We start from the raw sequence: 17,342 nt of genomic DNA, 5'->3' as shown, positions 1-17,342 counted from the left end.
GCGTTATTTCACCGTAATAAACGTACTTTTATTTGAGAGACACAAAGTTTATTTATAAACATGTATTTTAAATACAACTTATAATATTTAAGGTAACAAGTAAATACTCAAACGTGGAAAATATGACTGAAATAAACACATAATGAGAAGGGGCTTGCAAATTCAGCGATCTCTGCGTCAAAAAATAAAATTTGGGCTATTTTATAGTGAAGCCTTAAGAAGCAAATGAAGTGAAAAAAATTAATGCAATCGTTTGCGTATATTTTTTCTTTAGGGCTATCTCAACAGAGAAAAAGAGTTTACACTGTGTGTTATTGCGATGAATCGATTTTCAACCTATTGAATTGCTGAGGCAGGAGAAGCGAATGTTAAAGCGTGAAATGAATATTGCAGACTATGATCCAAAACTATGGGAAGCAATGGAGCAAGAAGTACAACGTCAAGAAGAACACATTGAATTAATTGCTTCTGAAAACTATACCAGTCCACGAGTCATGCAGGCTCAAGGTTCTCAGCTAACCAATAAATATGCAGAAGGCTACCCAGGTAAACGCTATTACGGCGGTTGTGAGTACGTTGACGTCGTTGAGCAATTAGCGATTGACCGTGCAAAAGAATTATTTGGTGCTGATTACGCAAACGTACAGCCGCATTCTGGTTCACAAGCAAACGCTGCTGTTTACATGGCTTTATTACAACCGGGCGATACAGTGTTAGGTATGAACCTTGCACACGGTGGGCATTTGACGCATGGTTCGCCAGTTAATTTCTCGGGTAAGTTATATAATATCGTTCCTTATGGTATTGATGAGAGCGGTAAAATTGACTACGACGATATCAAAGCACAAGCAGTAAAACATCAACCTAAAATGATTATCGGCGGTTTCTCTGCATATTCAGGTGTGGTTGATTGGGCTAAAATGCGTGAAATTGCAGATAGCATTGGTGCTTATCTGTTTGTTGATATGGCTCACGTTGCAGGTCTTATTGCAGCTGGTGTTTATCCAAACCCAGTTCCTCACGCTCATGTTGTCACAACAACGACCCATAAAACTTTAGCAGGCCCTCGCGGTGGTTTGATCCTTGCTAAAGGTGGCGACGAAGAGATGTACAAAAAAATCAACTCTGCGGTATTCCCAGGTTCTCAAGGTGGCCCTTTAATGCATGTGATTGCAGGTAAAGCGGTTGCGTTGAAAGAAGCTATGGAGCCAGAGTTCAAAGTTTACCAGCAGCAAGTGGCGAAAAATGCGAAAGCCATGGTCGACATTTTCCAAAAACGTGGCTATAAAGTTGTGTCTGGTGGAACTGAAAACCACTTATTCTTAGTTGATTTAGTTGATAAAGGTATTACTGGTAAAGATGCTGATGCAGCTCTTGGCCGCGCTAATATCACTGTTAACAAAAACAGCGTACCAAACGACCCGAAAAGCCCATTCGTAACGTCTGGTGTACGTATTGGTTCTCCAGCAATTACACGTCGTGGTTTTAAAGAAGCGGAAGCAGGTGAGCTAGCTGGCTGGATGTGTGATATTCTAGACAACCTCAATGACGAAGCGACCATTGAAAGCGTGAAACAAAAAGTATTAACAATCTGCAAAAAATACCCAGTTTACGCATAATATAAACAATATTTAATTACCTAAACCCGCTTCTACATGTTTGTATGAGCGGGTTTTTTGCATTGAAAAAAGGGAGGGGTGATGGTCATTCCATCAACACGTTGGTTAGCTATTGACTATTTTACCTATTTTTTTGCGTATAGTATTTTTTTACCATTTTGGTCTGTGTGGCTACAGGGCGAGGGTATTGATGCAGAAATGATAGGGGTTTTACTCGGTGTCGGGCTAACAGCTCGTTTCCTAGGTGCAATGTTTATTACTCCTTCCGTTAAAGAGCCCTCAAAACTCATCATGGCACTACGACTGCTAGCAGGTCTCTCATTAATTTTCTCTGTTGGTTTTGCTTTTGGTTCCCATTGGGCATGGTTATTATTTGTGATGATAGGGTTTAACTTGTTTTTTGCACCAATGGTTCCATTAGGGGATTCGTTGGCTGGCACTTGGCAAAAACAATTTTCATTCGATTATGGCAAAATCCGTGTTTGGGGCTCTATCGCATTTATTATCGGCTCATCTTTAATGGGCTATTTGGCGGGAGTCTGGGGTCATCAGTCCATTATGGTTGCTTTGATTATAAGTTGCTTAGCATTATTGCTAGGGTCAATGTTAAAACCCGCTATCATGCCGACTGGAGCTGCCAAAGTAGAGGGCGATGATAAGCTTTCCTTTAAGCAATTAATTGCAGATAAGAACATCGTGAAGTTTTTAGTTTGCGTAACGCTGCTGCAAGGTGCACATGCAGCTTATTATGGGTTTGCGTCCCTATTTTGGAAAGAAGCGGGCTATTCAGATTTAGTAATAGGTAATTTGTGGTCACTGGGTGTTGTCGCAGAAGTGATAGTTTTTATGTTGAGCCACCGTTTATTTAGGCGTTGGAGTGCTCGTAATCTATTACTCTTATCTGCATTTTGTGGGGTGATTCGCTGGGGCTTAATGGGGGCATTTACCAGTTTACCAGTATTAATCATTATACAAATACTGCACAGTGGTACCTTTACGGTTTGCCATTTAGCCGCGATGCGTTTTATTAGTGCGCGTAAAGAAAATGAAATCATTCCGTTACAAGGGGTGTATTCTGCCCTAGCCACCGGTGGTGGGTTAGCTGTGCTTACAATTATTGTTGGTTATATTTATGAGCGCGTTCCAGCCCATCATGGTGTGGTTTTCTATTTAATGGCTCTTCTTGCTATTCCTGCCATATTTATTCGACCCAAAATTGTTGCTCAGCCGTAATGGTGAATAGTTACGAGGGAGTCTGTTGTCAAGTAGTGAAGTGAATATGCGTATTCTTGCTGCATTTCATTTATATTAATTTAAATAAAAACACTTAATTAAAATGGGCAAGTAGCTTTCTGAGCTACTTGCCATCTAAAGTTAGTATTATTTTTATAAGCTTGGTAAGAATGTTGTAAATACAGGCATAAATGTCACTAGTAATAAAACAACAATTAATGCGAAGAATAACGGTAATACTTCACGAATAAAGTCAGCAATACGCACACCTGTGATAGACGTCGCGACAAACATCACTGTTCCCATTGGTGGCGTTAAACAACCAATAGCCAAATTCAATATCATCACAATACCAAAGTGGATTGGGTCGATACCGAGTAATTTGACCGTTGGCATTAATAGAGGAACGAGCACAATAATCGCGGCATTACCTTCAATGAACATGCCTAGAATTAACAGAACCGCATTGACTATCATTAAAAATACATAAGGATTGTCAGAAAAATTGGTCATCATTCGCGCGACATCTTGTGCCACTTGCTCATTCGTCAATACCCATGCTAATGCGGAACATGTCATGATGATTAGCATAATACTCGCGGTTGAACGAGCTGTTTCGAGAAACGAAGCGGCGATATCTTTTAACTTCATTTCGCGATAAAAGAAGGTACCAATAACGATGACATAAAGTACAGCAATTGCACCAGCTTCTGTTGGGGTAAAAATACCAAACCTAATTCCACCAATGATCACAAGAACCAACAAGAAAGCTGACATTGCGCCTTTACCGGTTTGGTATACCTCTGACCAAGTCGGTCCTTTTTCTCTTGCTGGTTTATAGCCACGTCTCTTGGCAATCAAATAAATAGTAACCATTAAGGCAAGGCAGCACATAAGGCCAGGAATAATTGCAGCCATAAACATTTTGCCAATGGAAACGTCAGCAACAAACCCATAAATAATAAGGGCTATCCCAGGGGGAATAATTGGGGTTATGAGTGAACCAGCTGCTGTCACAGCAGCAGAAAAACTCCTTCCATAGCCTAATTTCGTCATTTCAGGCACTAGCATTTTAGACAGCATTGCACAGTCTGCAAGGTTAGATGCTGATAGCCCACCCATCATGGTGCTTAACAATACGTTTGATTGAGCAAGACCTCCAGGGTAGTGGCCGGATAAAGTGCCAGTGAATTTTAGCATTCGACTGGTTATTCCAGTGTAATTTAATAAATTTCCTAATAAAATAAAAAAAGGAATAGCTAGTAAGGTTACGTTTTCCCCTGCACCAATAATTCTCTGTACGGCGATTAATGGAGAAATATCACCAACAGAAAAGAAATAAGTGAGTAAAGCGATTAATACACTTAAGAATATAGGGACGTTAATTAAAAAACAGAAAATTAATACAATACAGGCGATAACTACTGACATGGTTTATCCCCTTTAATTAATTTGCTCATATCTTCCAACAAATGTTGAATTGAAAATAACACCATGATGGATGCACCAATAGGAACAGAGAGGTCGATGTAATAATAAGAAACACCAATAATTGGGGTTATCTTATCTTCTGCAATAATAGACAGTTCGTATCCAAGGTAACCGAAAATTGATAAAGCAATGATAGCCATAATATGAGTGAATACTGCGATAACTAACTGTATTTTTTCAGGAAATAAAGAGGTGATGGCATCAATACTGACATGCATTCTTTTACCTGCGGCCGAAGCGGCACCGATCATGACAAGCCAGATGTAGCAAATAATTAAAACTTCTTCACTCCACATTAAAGGGTCATTAAGAAGCCAACGCATGAACACAGCAAGAATAGTGATCATCACAATCGCTGCGACGGCGAGTGATGATACAATATCACTTAATTTCCCCAGAAATTTAAACATAGAAGATCCTTGCAAGAATAATAGCTAACCTTATTATTGTGAAAAGACTGGCGGAATATACCGCCAATCATGATGGTTAATTATTAATAATATCTTGTGTTTGCTGGTATAAATTTGCAGACCACTCTGGGAATTCATTATAGAATGGCTTAGATTTTTCTTTGAAAAGCTCACGGTCAACTTCAACGACGGTAACCCCTTCATTCTTCATTTTTTCAATAATTTCTTTTTCTTCTTTTAGAACTAATTCAGTTAAATATTGGCCTGCTTCATTTCCTGATTCAACCAAAGCTTGTTGAATATTTTCAGGTAATTTACTGTAGGTTTTGCTTCCCATGACTAAGTTAGTGACGTTTTCTACATGGCCCGTTAGGATAAGAAATTTCGCTGCTTCATGGTGTTTTTGGCCATATAAAACAGGAATTGGGTTTTCTGCACCGTCAATAATTTTAAGGTTAAGTGCGGTATAAACTTCAGCTAAAGGTAATGGTGTTGGAGTTGCTCCCATCGCTTCTAAGCCTTTAATTTGGATCTTATTATTTGGTACACGGATTTTTAAACCTTTTAAGTCATCCGGCGTTTTTATCATTTTATTCGCGAGAATATGACGTGACCCATATAACCAATCTTTAGATACAACATGCAGGCCTTTTTTATCCAACTGCTGTTCTAAATTGCCATACCAAGGTGAAGCATTTAATTTAAAAATATCCTGATAGGAAAGGCCTAAATAAGGACCAAACATAATGCCGTAGTCAGGGACATAGTCAGAGAAGAAAGCGCCATCAGCGAGAGTAATTAATGGGCTACCTAATTTCATTTGTTCTATGACATCTTTCTTAGAACCTAATTGTGAACTTGGGTAAGGGATTAATTCACCTTCACCATTTGTTTTTTCATTGAATTTTTTTGCCCATTCATGGATTGCTAAGTCAAAAGGTTCGCCTGGATTATTTTCGTAGGCAACTTTTAATTTATATTTAGCATCAGCAAAAGCTGAACCAGCCATACTGCCCATTAAAATCATAGTGCTGAGTGTTAAGCTAAGAATTTTCTTCCCGTTCAATGTGCTCAGTTTCATAAAAGTATCTCCTGTAGGGGGATTTATTGTTTTAAATAGTTTTTTTATATCTTTCACGTAAAGTGGATTCAGTGCCATTATGCAGAATAGCATTTATTTTTTGGCAAACATCTTCCTGTAATTGTGGAATTTCATTGAGATTTAAGCCCCATAAATCAGACATTGCTAAGACATTCTGGGTTAACTGCCTTGTATCCGAATCATAGAGGCTATCCCATTCTTTAAAACGTTTGAGCAAATAATCATCATCATTCAATGGGATTGATAATTGATTAAACTGCCCGCGATAAAAAACAATCAATGCCGCGAGTGAGAATGCAATGCAATAAGGGATTTGATTGTATTGGTTAGAATAAGAGATTAATTGAGGTAATAGCCGAGTTTTAAACTTGGTTAATGAATTAAGAGCGATAGAGAGTAATTCATGCTCTATAAATGGGTTGTTAAAACGGTCGATAACTGCGGATGCGAAAGCATTTAACTCCGTAGGGTCTTGAGATAACACAGGGATCACTTCGTTACCGATTAAATCCTTAGTGAAGGATAATAAAATGGGGTTAGATGTGGCCTCACGTACAGTTTTAATTCCTGCTAAATAAGCGACAGGTACCATTGAGGTATGTGCGCCATTCAAGATAGCGACTTTACGCTCTTTGTAAGGTTTAATGTCATCGACAATCTTTATGTTTAATGGCAATTCATTTAATTTCAGTTTTTTCTCTAATTCTTTTGGTCCTTGAATAACAAATAGATAAAAATATTCAGCGGTAACTAAAAACTTATCTTTATAACCTAACTCTTTTTCTAATTTACCGATTTCATTTTTAGGATAACCTGTCACTATTCTATCAACTAACGTAGAGCAAAAGGTATTGTGGTTATTCAGCCACATGATGAAATCATTAGGTAGATTCCAGTCCTCTGCGTGTTTATTGATAAATTCTTTTAATTTTTCACCATTATAATCGATTAATTCACAAGGGATGATTATCAATCCTTTGCTTTTATCACCATTGAAATGCTGATAACGGTGGAAAAGAAATTGAGTCAATTTTGCAGGAAAACTACTTGCAGGCCTATCGTCCAAGCAAACATCTTGTTTATAAACAATACCCGCTTCGGTCGTATTGGAAAAAACCCACTGTAAGTCTGGGTTTTCCGCACAACTTAAAAATTTATCATATTCAGAATAAATAAGAATTTCGCGATTAACGGAATTGATGATCCTGACATTTGAAACACTTTGTTGTTGTTCGTTGATTCCCCTGGTGATGGCGGTATATAAACCATCTTGCTCATTGATTGACGGGTGTGTTGAATCAATCGGCCTGACAATTGTTATGCCGCTATTAAAGTCTGTTTTTTCATTCAGTTGATCAACCATCCAGTCAATAAATGCCCGTAAAAAGTTACCTTCCCCAAACTGAAGAATTTTTTCTGGGTACTGCTTATTAGCCATTGATTGCCGATTCAGGTAATTATCCATGACTATTCCTCGAGTTATTATGTGTATTATTCATCTGGTGTGGGTTCAGACTAGAAGTATTTTTTTTTACGGACTATTAATTGCATCAATTTTGTGGGGTCAATGGCTTTTTGGTGTTTTTAATGTGTTTTTTATCAATTAAAAACATGGTTTTTATCTTTGTTAAAATAGTGATTATTATTATTTTTTATATAATTATATGATAATTAAGAAGTATATTATTTTTTGGGTAAGTGAGGATGATTGGTTTTTTATGATTCTATTGTTTTTTTAGTGAAAAATTCAGGTTAAACGTGGAGGAGGGAATAATAATAGTAAGTCATAGGGCGCTCAATTAGTTTTTAATCAAGCGCTTGGATTGAATAGGGTTATTCATATGTCTGTTGTATCGAATTGATCATAGTCCGTTTAGCAGTATCTAAATGGTGACGAAGTTCATTCATCGCGACAATATCATTACGGCTAATTAAAGCACTTAAAATAGTCATGTGTTCTTCGATAGCAAGGACGTTTCTTTCTTTTAAGTCTGACTCATCCCACTGGTATTGGAAGTGGAATATAACAGTAATAATTTCAAGTGATTGGTTAAAAAAGGGATTGTTGGCTCCCGATAAAATAAGGCTATGTAATTCATAGTCTAACTGGGAAAAATCACGATAATTAATCGTGACTGTTTCGCGCAATGCCCTATGTTTAAGTAATAATTCTTTGGCTAAAATCCAACGGTGGTCATCCGCGGGTAAATTTAAAAAATGCGTAAGTGCATTTGTTTCAAGCAACTCCCTAAATTCAAAGAGTTTCTCTGCATATTCGCGAGAAAATTTCATCATGTGCCAGTTGCCTCTATGGGTATTTTTAATTAACCCATATCGAGAAAATTCAACCAAAAATTCCCTAACCACACTGGAGTTAACATGGCTTTTCTTGGCGAGTTGTAACTCTGTAAAAGTATCCCCAGGCATCAGTTCTTTGCGTTTAATCATTTGGTAAAACGCTTTTTCGAATAACACAATTTGCTGATCTGGCAGGCTTGATTCAACTGGGAAGAAATCAGTTTTGTTTGGGTATCGAATAACGTGATATTCATTACCTTGTTTTTCAACAATTTTTTTCTCTAGTAAATATTCAATCGTGTGCCTGACAGTTGTACGACTGATATTAAACATTTCCGCTAAGGAAGATTGAGAAGGAAAAGGCGAAGTTAACAAATTTTTATGAATAGCATCTAAAAATTCATTAATAGAAGCGTAGCGCAAATTTTTACTTCTCACCATTTTGAGGTCCCTCTAATTGATTTTTATTCTTAAAAAACCGATTTAAAACCGATTTTAAAACATTTAATCACAAAACCTGCTTGTTTAATATCTAGATTATGTTTTTTAAATTAAAAAAGACAGATAAATTGATGGAGGATGATATGAAGCAATTGATTTGTCAGGAACCTAAAAAGCTAGTCTATCAGCAAGTTGAAGAGCCAGTGGTCAAAGCCGGTCAGGTAAAAATTAAAATCCATGCTATTGGAATTTGTGGCACAGATATTCATGCATGGGGAGGAAATCAACCTTTTTTCCAATATCCTCGCGTATTAGGGCATGAGATTTCGGGGACCATTTGTGAAGTCGCTTCTGATGTAACTCAGTGGAAAGTAGGGCAACGTGTTGCGGTAATGCCTTATGTTGCTTGCTACGAATGTGGAGCTTGTAAAAGTGGTAAAACGAATTGCTGCGAAAAAATCTCAGTTATAGGTGTACATGAAGATGGGGGGTTTTGTGAGTATTTAAATGTCCCAGAGAATAATGTATTGGCAATCGCCGGTACTGTTAGTGATATTGATGGGGCGTTAATTGAGCCATTTTCTATTAGTGCTCACGCGGTAAGGCGTGCGCAAGTGAAATCTCAAGATACGGTTTTGGTCGTGGGCGCAGGGCCAATTGGTTTAGGTGTTGCTGCTATTGCTAAAGCAGATGGTGCTAACGTGTTAGTTGCAGATACCAGTGCAGCAAGGCGCCAGCACGTAGAAAAGGTGCTGGGAGTCACAACCTGTGACCCAGCGGATGAAATGTATTTATCTGTCATTGAAGAAAATTTCCAAGGGCAGTTAGCGGAAAAAGTCATTGATGCGACGGGGAACCCGCATGCGATGAATAGCGCCGTTAATTTAATTCGCCACGGTGGGATAGTGGTATTTGTTGGCTTGTTTAAAGGCAATTTATCTTTTTCAGATCCCGATTTTCATAAGAAAGAAACCACAATGATGGGAAGCCGTAATGCAACGCTTGAAGATTTCAATAAAGTAGCGAAGTTGATGTCGGAAGGTAAGCTAACAAGTGAGATGATGTTAACTCATCAATTTGATTTTAATACCATTGGTGAGCGCTATGAGAAAGATGTTATTAATAATTGTGAGTTAATTAAAGGGGTTATTTTATTTTAAGTCACATTCGTTAAATTACATGCAAAAAAATGCCCACTTAAGACAGCTTGAACTGTAACTTGTTGTGGGCTTTTTTCAAACGGGGGGTAATTAGCGTTTAAGGGCTTCTGATAATTCGTCTTTCATAACGGATAATATATCTTTAACCACTCGTGGGCTACCAGCAACCAAGTTACCTGAAGCTAAATAGTTATGGCCACCGACAAAATCAGTCACAATACCGCCTGCTTCACGCATGATCAGCTTGCCACCTAAGAAATCCCAAGGTTTTAAACCAATTTCGAAGAATGCATCAACACGGCCTGATGCGACATAGCATAAATCTAACGCTGCGGAGCCTGTGCGGCGAAAATCAGCACATTTATCAAACATAGCCGTCATAATTTTCATATAGGCAGGAGCATGTTGCTTTTGTTTGAAAGGGAAGCCAGTTGCGACAATAGCTCCGTCAAGGCCACGTTTTTCATCGATACGAATGCGGTAACCATTAAGTTGCGCGCCTTGACCACGAACTGCGCTGAACAGTTCATTACGCATTGGGTCATAAACAACGGCAACCTCAGTACGGCCTTTAACGCGCACAGCGATAGAAACAGAAAAATGGGGAAGGCGTTTTGTGAAGTTAGTCGTGCCATCCAGTGGATCGATTACCCATTGAATATCGTTATCTTTACCTAATAACTCACCGCTTTCTTCAGTGATAATAGTATGATCAGGATATGACTTACGGATGATTTCAATAATCAACTGCTCAGATTCTTGATCAACGTTAGTGACAAAATCGTTAGCGCCTTTTTGAGTCACTTTGATATTACTAGGCATTTCATAGTTTTTAGCTATGTGATTACCGGCCTTACGTGCGGCACGTATGGCGATGTTAAGCATCGGATGCATGGGCTTTTTCCACTGGAATGTTAAAGAACGAAAAACAAGAGAGCCGAATTATATAGATGTTCGTCACAATAAGCAATTTTGTGTTAAACTGTGTCGATAATTTTTTCATTAAACGTATAAACCATGTTAGATAATATCCGTATTGTTCTTGTTGAGACCTCACACACTGGTAATATGGGCTCGACTGCCCGTGCAATGAAAACCATGGGGCTTTCAAATCTTTATCTTGTTAATCCTCTTGTTGAGCCTGATTCACACTCAATCGCACTTTCCGCAGGGGCAAGTGATGTTATCGGTAATGCCACGATCGTCAAAACGCTCGATGAAGCCTTAGAAGGGTGTAAATTAGTCATTGGTACTAGTGCTCGCTCTCGTACATTGTCGTGGCCAATGGTTGAGCCTCGTGAGTGTGGTGTAAAATCAGTAAACCAATCAAAAGAGTCGCCAGTGGCGATTGTTTTTGGTCGTGAACGTGTTGGCTTGACTAACGAAGAGTTACAAAAATGCCAATATCACTTATATATTCCCACCAATCCTGAATATGGGTCATTAAATTTAGCGATGGCTGTTCAGTTGGTGAGTTATGAAATTCGTATGGCTTATCTGGCTATGGATGAAAAAAATGCGATAATATCGCCGGATGATGAGGTAGAATACCCGCCATCAGAAGATGTTGAGCGTTTTTATGTCCATCTTGAGAGTGTACTACATGAGTCAGGTTTTATTCGTAAGGCACATCCAGGCTTAATTATGAATAAATTACGTCGCTTGTTCACCCGTGCGCACATTGAAACTCAAGAGTTACATATCTTAAGGGGTATCCTAACGTCGATGGAAAAATGGGCGAAAAAGTGAGGCTAAACTCGTGGTAAAAGTAGGTGAATAATACTTGAGTAAAATAGTCAGGTAAATAGTTGACTAAATTAGTCAGGAATGTCACAATCTTGCTATAATTTACCACGGAGTAATATGTTATGAGACTCACTTCCAAAGGGCGTTACGCGGTAACAGCGATGTTAGATGTCGCGTTACATTCTCAGTCAGGTCCAGTACCTTTAGCTGATATCTCTGAACGTCAGGGAATTTCCCTCTCTTATCTTGAGCAACTTTTCTCTCGTTTACGCAAAAACGAGCTAGTTTCCAGCGTCCGCGGTCCGGGTGGTGGTTATTTGCTTGGCAGAGACGCAGACCAAATTTTTGTTGCTGAAGTCATTGCTGCGGTTGATGAATCTGTTGACGCGACTCGTTGTCAAGGTAATAAAGAAGGTTGCCAAAATGGTGACCGCTGCTTAACCCACGCATTGTGGCGTGACTTAAGCGATAGAATCACAAGTTTCCTTAGCAGCATTAGTCTTGACGAATTGGTTAAAAACCAAGAAGTCATGGTTGTTGCTGATAGACAAGATAATGAACAGCGTAAAACCATGCCAAATGGAATAACACCTGAATCTATTATCAATGTACGTGCTTAAAAAATATATTAAAAATTGCAGTCGGTACATTTTGGTGAGGTTTTAGACGAAGAGCTAGCACCCGCTATTTGTACCTTTAAAAATTAAAGGCAAGCAATATTGACCTTTGGAGTATGTGAGCAATGAAATTACCAATTTATCTTGACTATTCAGCAACAACACCCGTCGATCCACGTGTTGCTGAAAAAATGATGCAATGTTTAACAATGGATGGGAACTTCGGTAATCCAGCATCCCGTTCTCACCGTTTTGGCTGGCAAGCCGAGGAAGCGGTTGATATTGCTCGTAACCAAATAGCTGAATTAGTGGGTGCTGACCCACGTGAAATCGTCTTTACATCAGGTGCAACAGAGTCTGATAACTTAGCGATTAAAGGCGCTGCCAATTTCTATAAAAAGAAAGGTAATCACATTATTACGTGTAAAACGGAACACAAAGCCGTTTTAGACACTTGCCGTCAATTAGAACGAGAAGGTTTTGAAGTGACTTATTTGTCACCACAAAGCAACGGTTTAATTGCCATGCAAGATCTCAAAGATGCTATCCGTGAAGACACAATTTTAATTTCAATTATGCATGTTAATAATGAAATTGGTGTTATTCAGGATATCGAAGCAATCGGTGAATTATGCCGTAGCAAAGGGATTATCTTCCACGTTGATGCGACTCAAAGTGTAGGTAAATTACCTATCGACTTGAACGCATTAAAAGTCGATTTAATGTCATTCTCTGCTCACAAACTGTATGGCCCAATGGGCATCGGTGCACTATACGTTCGTCGTAAACCGCGTGTGCGTCTTGAGGCACAACAACACGGTGGCGGTCATGAGCGTGGTATGCGTTCTGGTACATTAGCGGTTCACCAAATTGTCGGTATGGGCGAAGCGTATCGTATTGCAAAAGAAGAGATGGCATCTGAGTCCGAGCGTTTACGCGGGTTACGCTTACGTTTATGGAATGGCATTAAAGATATCGAAGAAGTTTACCTCAACGGTGATTTAGAACACGGTGCGCCGCACATTCTGAACGTCAGCTTCAACTATGTTGAAGGTGAATCACTGATGATGTCCTTGAAAGATTTGGCTGTTTCTTCAGGTTCTGCATGTACATCTGCAAGCCTAGAACCTTCTTATGTACTACGTGCTTTAGGGATGAATGATGAGCTAGCACACAGCTCAATCCGTTTCTCTTTAGGTCGTTTCACGACAGAAGAAGAAATTGACTATGCAATCAAAATGATTCATGGCGCAATTGGCCACTTACGCGAGCTGTCTCCTTTATGGGAAATGTTTAAAGACGGCGTAGATCTTAACAGCATCGAATGGTCTCACCATTAATCAGACGGTTTCAGGAGTATAAAAAATGGCTTACAGTGAAAAAGTTATCGATCATTATGAAAATCCACGCAACGTTGGTTCGTTTGACAACAGCGACCCAAGCGTAGGCAGTGGTATGGTAGGTGCACCTGCATGTGGTGATGTCATGAAATTACAGATTAAAGTAAATGATGACGGCATTATTGAAGATGCACGCTTTAAAACGTATGGTTGCGGTTCAGCTATTGCTTCAAGTTCATTGGTTACAGAGTGGATGAAAGGCAAAAGCTTGGATGAAGCTGAGTCAATCAAAAATACAGCAATCGCAGAAGAGTTAGAATTACCGCCAGTGAAAATTCACTGCTCAATTCTAGCTGAAGATGCCATTAAAGCTGCTATTGCTGATTACAAAAGCAAACGCCAAAGCAAATAGGTATAAATGTTAGTGTATAGGGCAACCAATATTAATAAATAACAAAAGTTATCGTCCTATATCTGACAGATTATCCGTAATCATTTGGGGTGAATATCGCTGAGGGAAGTTAACACTCATCAGCTCAATGATGACGGATATAAAATAATTTGAAGGCGGATGCGACTAATCGGTAGCATCTGCCTTATTTGTTTCTAAAGTGAGGTTTGCAATGTCTATTTCTCTTACAGAAAGTGCGGCGCAGCGAATTCAATCTTTCCTACAAAACCGAGGGAAAGGTGAAGGCTTGCGTTTAGGTGTAAGAACTTCTGGTTGTTCAGGAATGGCTTATGTCCTTGAGTTTGCTGATATAATCAATGAAGAAGACACGGTTTTTGAAGACAAAGGTGTTAAAGTTATCGTCGATGGTAAAAGCATTGTTTATCTTGATGGTACCGAGCTGGATTTTGTAAAAGAAGGCTTAAACGAAGGGTTTAAATTTAATAACCCTAACGTCAACAGTGAATGCGGATGCGGTGAAAGTTTTCACGTATAATTCCTTCATATAAGCATGATTTTCGACCGATGTTGCTAATACTGGCGGCATTGGTTACCGGTTCGAGAAACTGAGCACTTATGGATTATTTTACTCTTTTCGGGTTAACTCCCGTTTACGCTATTGATAGCGAACAGCTAACGCAGCGCTTTCAAGATTTACAGCGTCAATACCATCCTGACCGTTTTGCAACTTGTTCCGAACAGGAAAAGATGCAAGCACTTCAAAAGGCTGCAACGATTAATGCGGCTTATCAAGCCCTTCGTCACCCGCTTAAGCGCGCGGAATATATGCTTTCATTGCATGGTTTCGATATTAATAATGAACAACATACCATGCATGACACTACATTTTTGATGGAGCAGCTTGAATTACGTGAAGAATTAGACAATATCGAAAATAATGCTGATGCACTTGAACTACTGAGCACGTTTATGAAAAACGTCAAGCAAATGCAACAAACAAGAAGTGTGTTGATGGTAACCGAACTGGATGCCATGCAGTGGGAAAAAGCCGCTGATACCGTACGTAAATTGCGTTTTCTCGATAAGCTACAGCAACAGGCTGAGCAACTCGAAGAACGGTTACTAGGCGAATTTTAAGAGAAAACGACTATGGCTTTATTACAAATCAGTGAACCGGGAATGACTGCTGCTCCACACCAACGTAAATTAGCAGCGGGGATTGACCTAGGAACCACTCACTCTTTAATTGCAACGGTACGAAGTGGTGAAGCCGCCGCATTACCTGACAACCAAGGGCGTTTTTTATTGCCTTCTATTGTGAATTATCAAGCAAATAGCAAACAAGTTGGTTGGGAAGCTAAACAACTAGCTGAGCAGGACCCGGTGAATACGGTTATTTCAGTAAAACGTATGATGGGGCGGTCATTAGCAGATATTCAAAAACGCTATCCTGATTTACCTTATCAATTGAGTGCCAGTGAAAATGGTTTACCATTTATTCAAACTGCTGCGGGCCAAGTTGACCCAATCCAAGTTTCTGCTGATATTTTAAAAACACTCGCTAAACGCGCACAAGAAACTCTTGGTGGTGAAATGGATGGCGTCGTGATCACCGTTCCTGCCTATTTCGATGATGCACAGCGTCAAGGTACCAAAGATGCCGCACGTCTTGCTGGTTTACATGTGCTACGTTTACTCAATGAGCCGACGGCTGCGGCGATTGCTTATGGGTTAGACTCTGGGCAAGAAGGGGTAATAGCGGTTTATGACCTCGGCGGTGGTACATTTGATGTGTCTATCTTGCGCTTAAGTCGTGGTGTGTTTGAAGTATTAGCGACTGGTGGTGATACAGCGCTCGGCGGTGATGATTTTGACCAACTTCTTGCCGAGTGGATTGCCAATCAAGCTGGCGTTTCACTGCAAGGTGATCATCATTTAAATCGTCAATTATTGAATATTGCGACCAAAACAAAAATTGCGTTGAGTGATGCAAATACTGCGACCATTGATGTTGCTAATTGGCATGGTGAAATTCACCGTGAGCAATTTAATGCATTGATTGAAAATCATGTTAAACGGACATTGTTAGCCTGCCGTCGAGCATTGAAAGATGCGGGAGTTGAGGCAGAAGAAGTGTTGAATGTGGTGATGGTTGGGGGCTCAACGCGTGTGCCATTAGTTCGCCAGAAAGTGGGTGATTTTTTTGGAAAAGAACCACTGACCTCAATCGACCCTGACAAGGTTGTGGCCATTGGCGCGGCTATCCAAGCCGATATTCTAGTTGGGAATAAGCCTGACAGTGATATGTTATTGCTAGATGTTATTCCCCTGTCCCTTGGTTTAGAAACCATGGGGGGGCTTGTAGAGAAAGTGATTCCGCGCAATACCACTATCCCAGTCGCTCGTGCCCAAGAATTTACTACATTTAAAGATGGCCAAACGGCAATGAGCGTGCACGTAGTACAAGGTGAGCGTGAAATGGTTGCCGATTGCCGTTCATTAGCGCGTTTTACCTTGCGTGATATCCCGGCAATGGCTGCGGGGGGCGCACATATTCGGGTAACTTTCCAAGTTGACGCGGATGGGTTATTAAGTGTCAGTGCGATGGAAAAATCCACGGGTGTAGAAGCTTCTATTCAAGTTAAGCCATCTTATGGGTTAACGGATAATGAAATTTCAAGCATGATTAAAGATTCAATGTCAAACGCGCAAGATGATCTTAATGCGCGCCGCTTAGCGGAGCAAAAAGTTGAAGCGGCAAGAGTGCTTGAAAGTTTAACGAGTGCATTAGCGCAAGATGCCAATTTACTGACGCCAACAGAAGAGTCGGAAATTGATAATGCAGTCAATGAGTTAATTAAAGCGGTCGAGGGGACTGACCCGGCCGTAATTGAAAATGCCATTAAACAACTGGATAAGCAATCGCAGGATTTTGCTGCGCGTCGTATGGATAGCTCTATACGCCAAGCGCTGTCAGGCCATTCTGTGGATGAGATATAATTATGCCTAAAATAGTTTTTTTACCTCATAGTGATTTATGCCCAGACGGTGCGGTTGTTGAAGCACAAGAAGGCGAGTCTATTTTAAATGTTGCATTACGCAGTGGTATCGAACTCGAACATGCCTGTGAGAAATCCTGTGCTTGTACGACTTGCCATTGTATTGTTCGTGAAGGTTTTGATTCATTGGAAGAAAGCAGTGAGTTAGAAGACGATATGCTAGATAAAGCATGGGGCTTAGAACCTGAGAGCCGACTGAGTTGTCAGGCGTTGGTGACTGATGAAGATTTAGTGGTCGAGATTCCAAAATATACGATCAACCACGCCCGTGAACACTAATGCTCGTCATATTTCGCGCTGTCGCGGTGTTGGCTTCTTTCAAGTATTCGGGTCACATACTTGTGTATGCTCCCCGAGATACTTTCAATTGCCGCCTAGCGACAACGCGAACTATTTAGAGCATTGAACTATTTG

Annotated in this window: 17 protein-coding genes; 11 read left to right on the top strand and 6 right to left on the bottom strand. The window is 39.9% G+C overall.

Annotated features, from left to right (window positions below; all coding sequences use genetic code 11):
* The first annotated feature begins 365 nt into the window (after positions 1-365).
* Both glyA and ACHB7C_RS11255 read left to right on the top strand, forming a co-directional pair.
* A complete protein-coding gene (glyA, locus tag ACHB7C_RS11260) occupies positions 366-1,619 on the top strand; it encodes a serine hydroxymethyltransferase (protein ID WP_210815227.1) in 1,254 nt (417 codons plus the stop codon).
* A gap of 81 nt (positions 1,620-1,700) precedes the next feature.
* A complete protein-coding gene (locus ACHB7C_RS11255) occupies positions 1,701-2,852 on the top strand; it encodes a 3-phenylpropionate MFS transporter (protein ID WP_042844654.1) in 1,152 nt (383 codons plus the stop codon).
* Between the two features lie 153 nt (positions 2,853-3,005).
* On the opposite strand, the gene ACHB7C_RS11250 is transcribed toward ACHB7C_RS11255, so the two are convergent.
* The 5 genes from ACHB7C_RS11250 to ACHB7C_RS11230 all read right to left on the bottom strand — a co-directional run bounded on the left by ACHB7C_RS11250 (position 3,006) and on the right by ACHB7C_RS11230 (position 8,594).
* Positions 3,006-4,283 (bottom strand): TRAP transporter large permease, encoded by a 1,278-nt coding sequence (locus tag ACHB7C_RS11250; protein WP_042844653.1) that lies wholly within the window; start codon positions 4,281-4,283, stop codon positions 3,006-3,008.
* A complete protein-coding gene (locus tag ACHB7C_RS11245) occupies positions 4,274-4,753 on the bottom strand; it encodes a TRAP transporter small permease (protein ID WP_048607855.1) in 480 nt (159 codons plus the stop codon). The genes ACHB7C_RS11250 and ACHB7C_RS11245 overlap by 10 nt, the downstream gene beginning before the upstream one ends.
* Positions 4,754-4,829: 76 nt before the next feature.
* The gene (locus ACHB7C_RS11240; RefSeq protein ID WP_071548209.1) at positions 4,830-5,834 is read right to left on the bottom strand and encodes a C4-dicarboxylate TRAP transporter substrate-binding protein; all 1,005 of its coding nucleotides are present in this window, start codon (positions 5,832-5,834) and stop codon (positions 4,830-4,832) included.
* A gap of 31 nt (positions 5,835-5,865) precedes the next feature.
* Positions 5,866-7,320 carry a tagaturonate reductase gene (locus ACHB7C_RS11235; protein WP_048607853.1) on the bottom strand — a complete coding sequence of 485 codons (1,455 nt, stop codon included), beginning with the start codon at positions 7,318-7,320 and terminating at the stop codon, positions 5,866-5,868.
* Between the two features lie 368 nt (positions 7,321-7,688).
* Positions 7,689-8,594 carry a GntR family transcriptional regulator gene (locus ACHB7C_RS11230; protein ID WP_042844651.1) on the bottom strand — a complete coding sequence of 302 codons (906 nt, stop codon included), beginning with the start codon at positions 8,592-8,594 and terminating at the stop codon, positions 7,689-7,691.
* Between the two features lie 143 nt (positions 8,595-8,737).
* On the opposite strand from ACHB7C_RS11230, the gene ACHB7C_RS11225 reads away from it, so the two are divergent.
* A complete protein-coding gene (locus ACHB7C_RS11225; protein WP_395347336.1) occupies positions 8,738-9,754 on the top strand; it encodes a zinc-binding alcohol dehydrogenase family protein in 1,017 nt (338 codons plus the stop codon).
* Positions 9,755-9,844: 90 nt separating this feature from the next.
* Here the strand turns inward: ACHB7C_RS11225 and suhB are convergent, their stop codons facing one another.
* Entirely contained in the window at positions 9,845-10,648 is an 804-nt protein-coding gene (suhB, locus tag ACHB7C_RS11220) for an inositol-1-monophosphatase (RefSeq protein ID WP_042844648.1), read from the bottom strand.
* Between the two features lie 123 nt (positions 10,649-10,771).
* Between suhB and trmJ the strand changes: the two genes are divergently transcribed.
* From trmJ to fdx, 8 genes are all read left to right on the top strand, one after another.
* A complete protein-coding gene (trmJ, locus tag ACHB7C_RS11215) occupies positions 10,772-11,503 on the top strand; it encodes a tRNA (cytosine(32)/uridine(32)-2'-O)-methyltransferase TrmJ (protein ID WP_166685326.1) in 732 nt (243 codons plus the stop codon).
* Between the two features lie 119 nt (positions 11,504-11,622).
* Positions 11,623-12,120 (top strand): Fe-S cluster assembly transcriptional regulator IscR, encoded by a 498-nt coding sequence (iscR, locus tag ACHB7C_RS11210; protein ID WP_004264917.1) that lies wholly within the window; start codon positions 11,623-11,625, stop codon positions 12,118-12,120.
* 122 nt (positions 12,121-12,242) lie between these two features.
* Positions 12,243-13,457 (top strand): IscS subfamily cysteine desulfurase, encoded by a 1,215-nt coding sequence (locus tag ACHB7C_RS11205; RefSeq protein ID WP_042844645.1) that lies wholly within the window; start codon positions 12,243-12,245, stop codon positions 13,455-13,457.
* 25 nt (positions 13,458-13,482) lie between these two features.
* Complete coding sequence (gene iscU, locus ACHB7C_RS11200) at positions 13,483-13,869, top strand: Fe-S cluster assembly scaffold IscU (protein WP_004264914.1); 387 nt, start codon at positions 13,483-13,485, stop codon at positions 13,867-13,869.
* A gap of 211 nt (positions 13,870-14,080) precedes the next feature.
* Positions 14,081-14,404, top strand: a complete 324-nt coding sequence (iscA, locus tag ACHB7C_RS11195; protein WP_004264913.1) for an iron-sulfur cluster assembly protein IscA — start codon at positions 14,081-14,083, stop codon at positions 14,402-14,404.
* 80 nt (positions 14,405-14,484) lie between these two features.
* A complete protein-coding gene (gene hscB, locus ACHB7C_RS11190; RefSeq protein WP_048607847.1) occupies positions 14,485-15,006 on the top strand; it encodes a co-chaperone HscB in 522 nt (173 codons plus the stop codon).
* Between the two features lie 12 nt (positions 15,007-15,018).
* Positions 15,019-16,869, top strand: coding sequence for a Fe-S protein assembly chaperone HscA (gene hscA, locus ACHB7C_RS11185; protein WP_042844638.1), 1,851 nt, complete (start codon positions 15,019-15,021; stop codon positions 16,867-16,869).
* Between the two features lie 2 nt (positions 16,870-16,871).
* Positions 16,872-17,207 carry an ISC system 2Fe-2S type ferredoxin gene (gene fdx, locus ACHB7C_RS11180; RefSeq protein WP_042844637.1) on the top strand — a complete coding sequence of 112 codons (336 nt, stop codon included), beginning with the start codon at positions 16,872-16,874 and terminating at the stop codon, positions 17,205-17,207.
* Positions 17,208-17,342: the final 135 nt, after the last annotated feature.

The organism is Providencia sp. 2024EL-00732 (assembly GCF_044006275.1).
Classification (GTDB): domain Bacteria; phylum Pseudomonadota; class Gammaproteobacteria; order Enterobacterales; family Enterobacteriaceae; genus Providencia; species Providencia huashanensis.
Note: the sequence above shows the minus strand (reverse complement) of the source record. Positions and strands in the feature narration are given on the sequence as shown.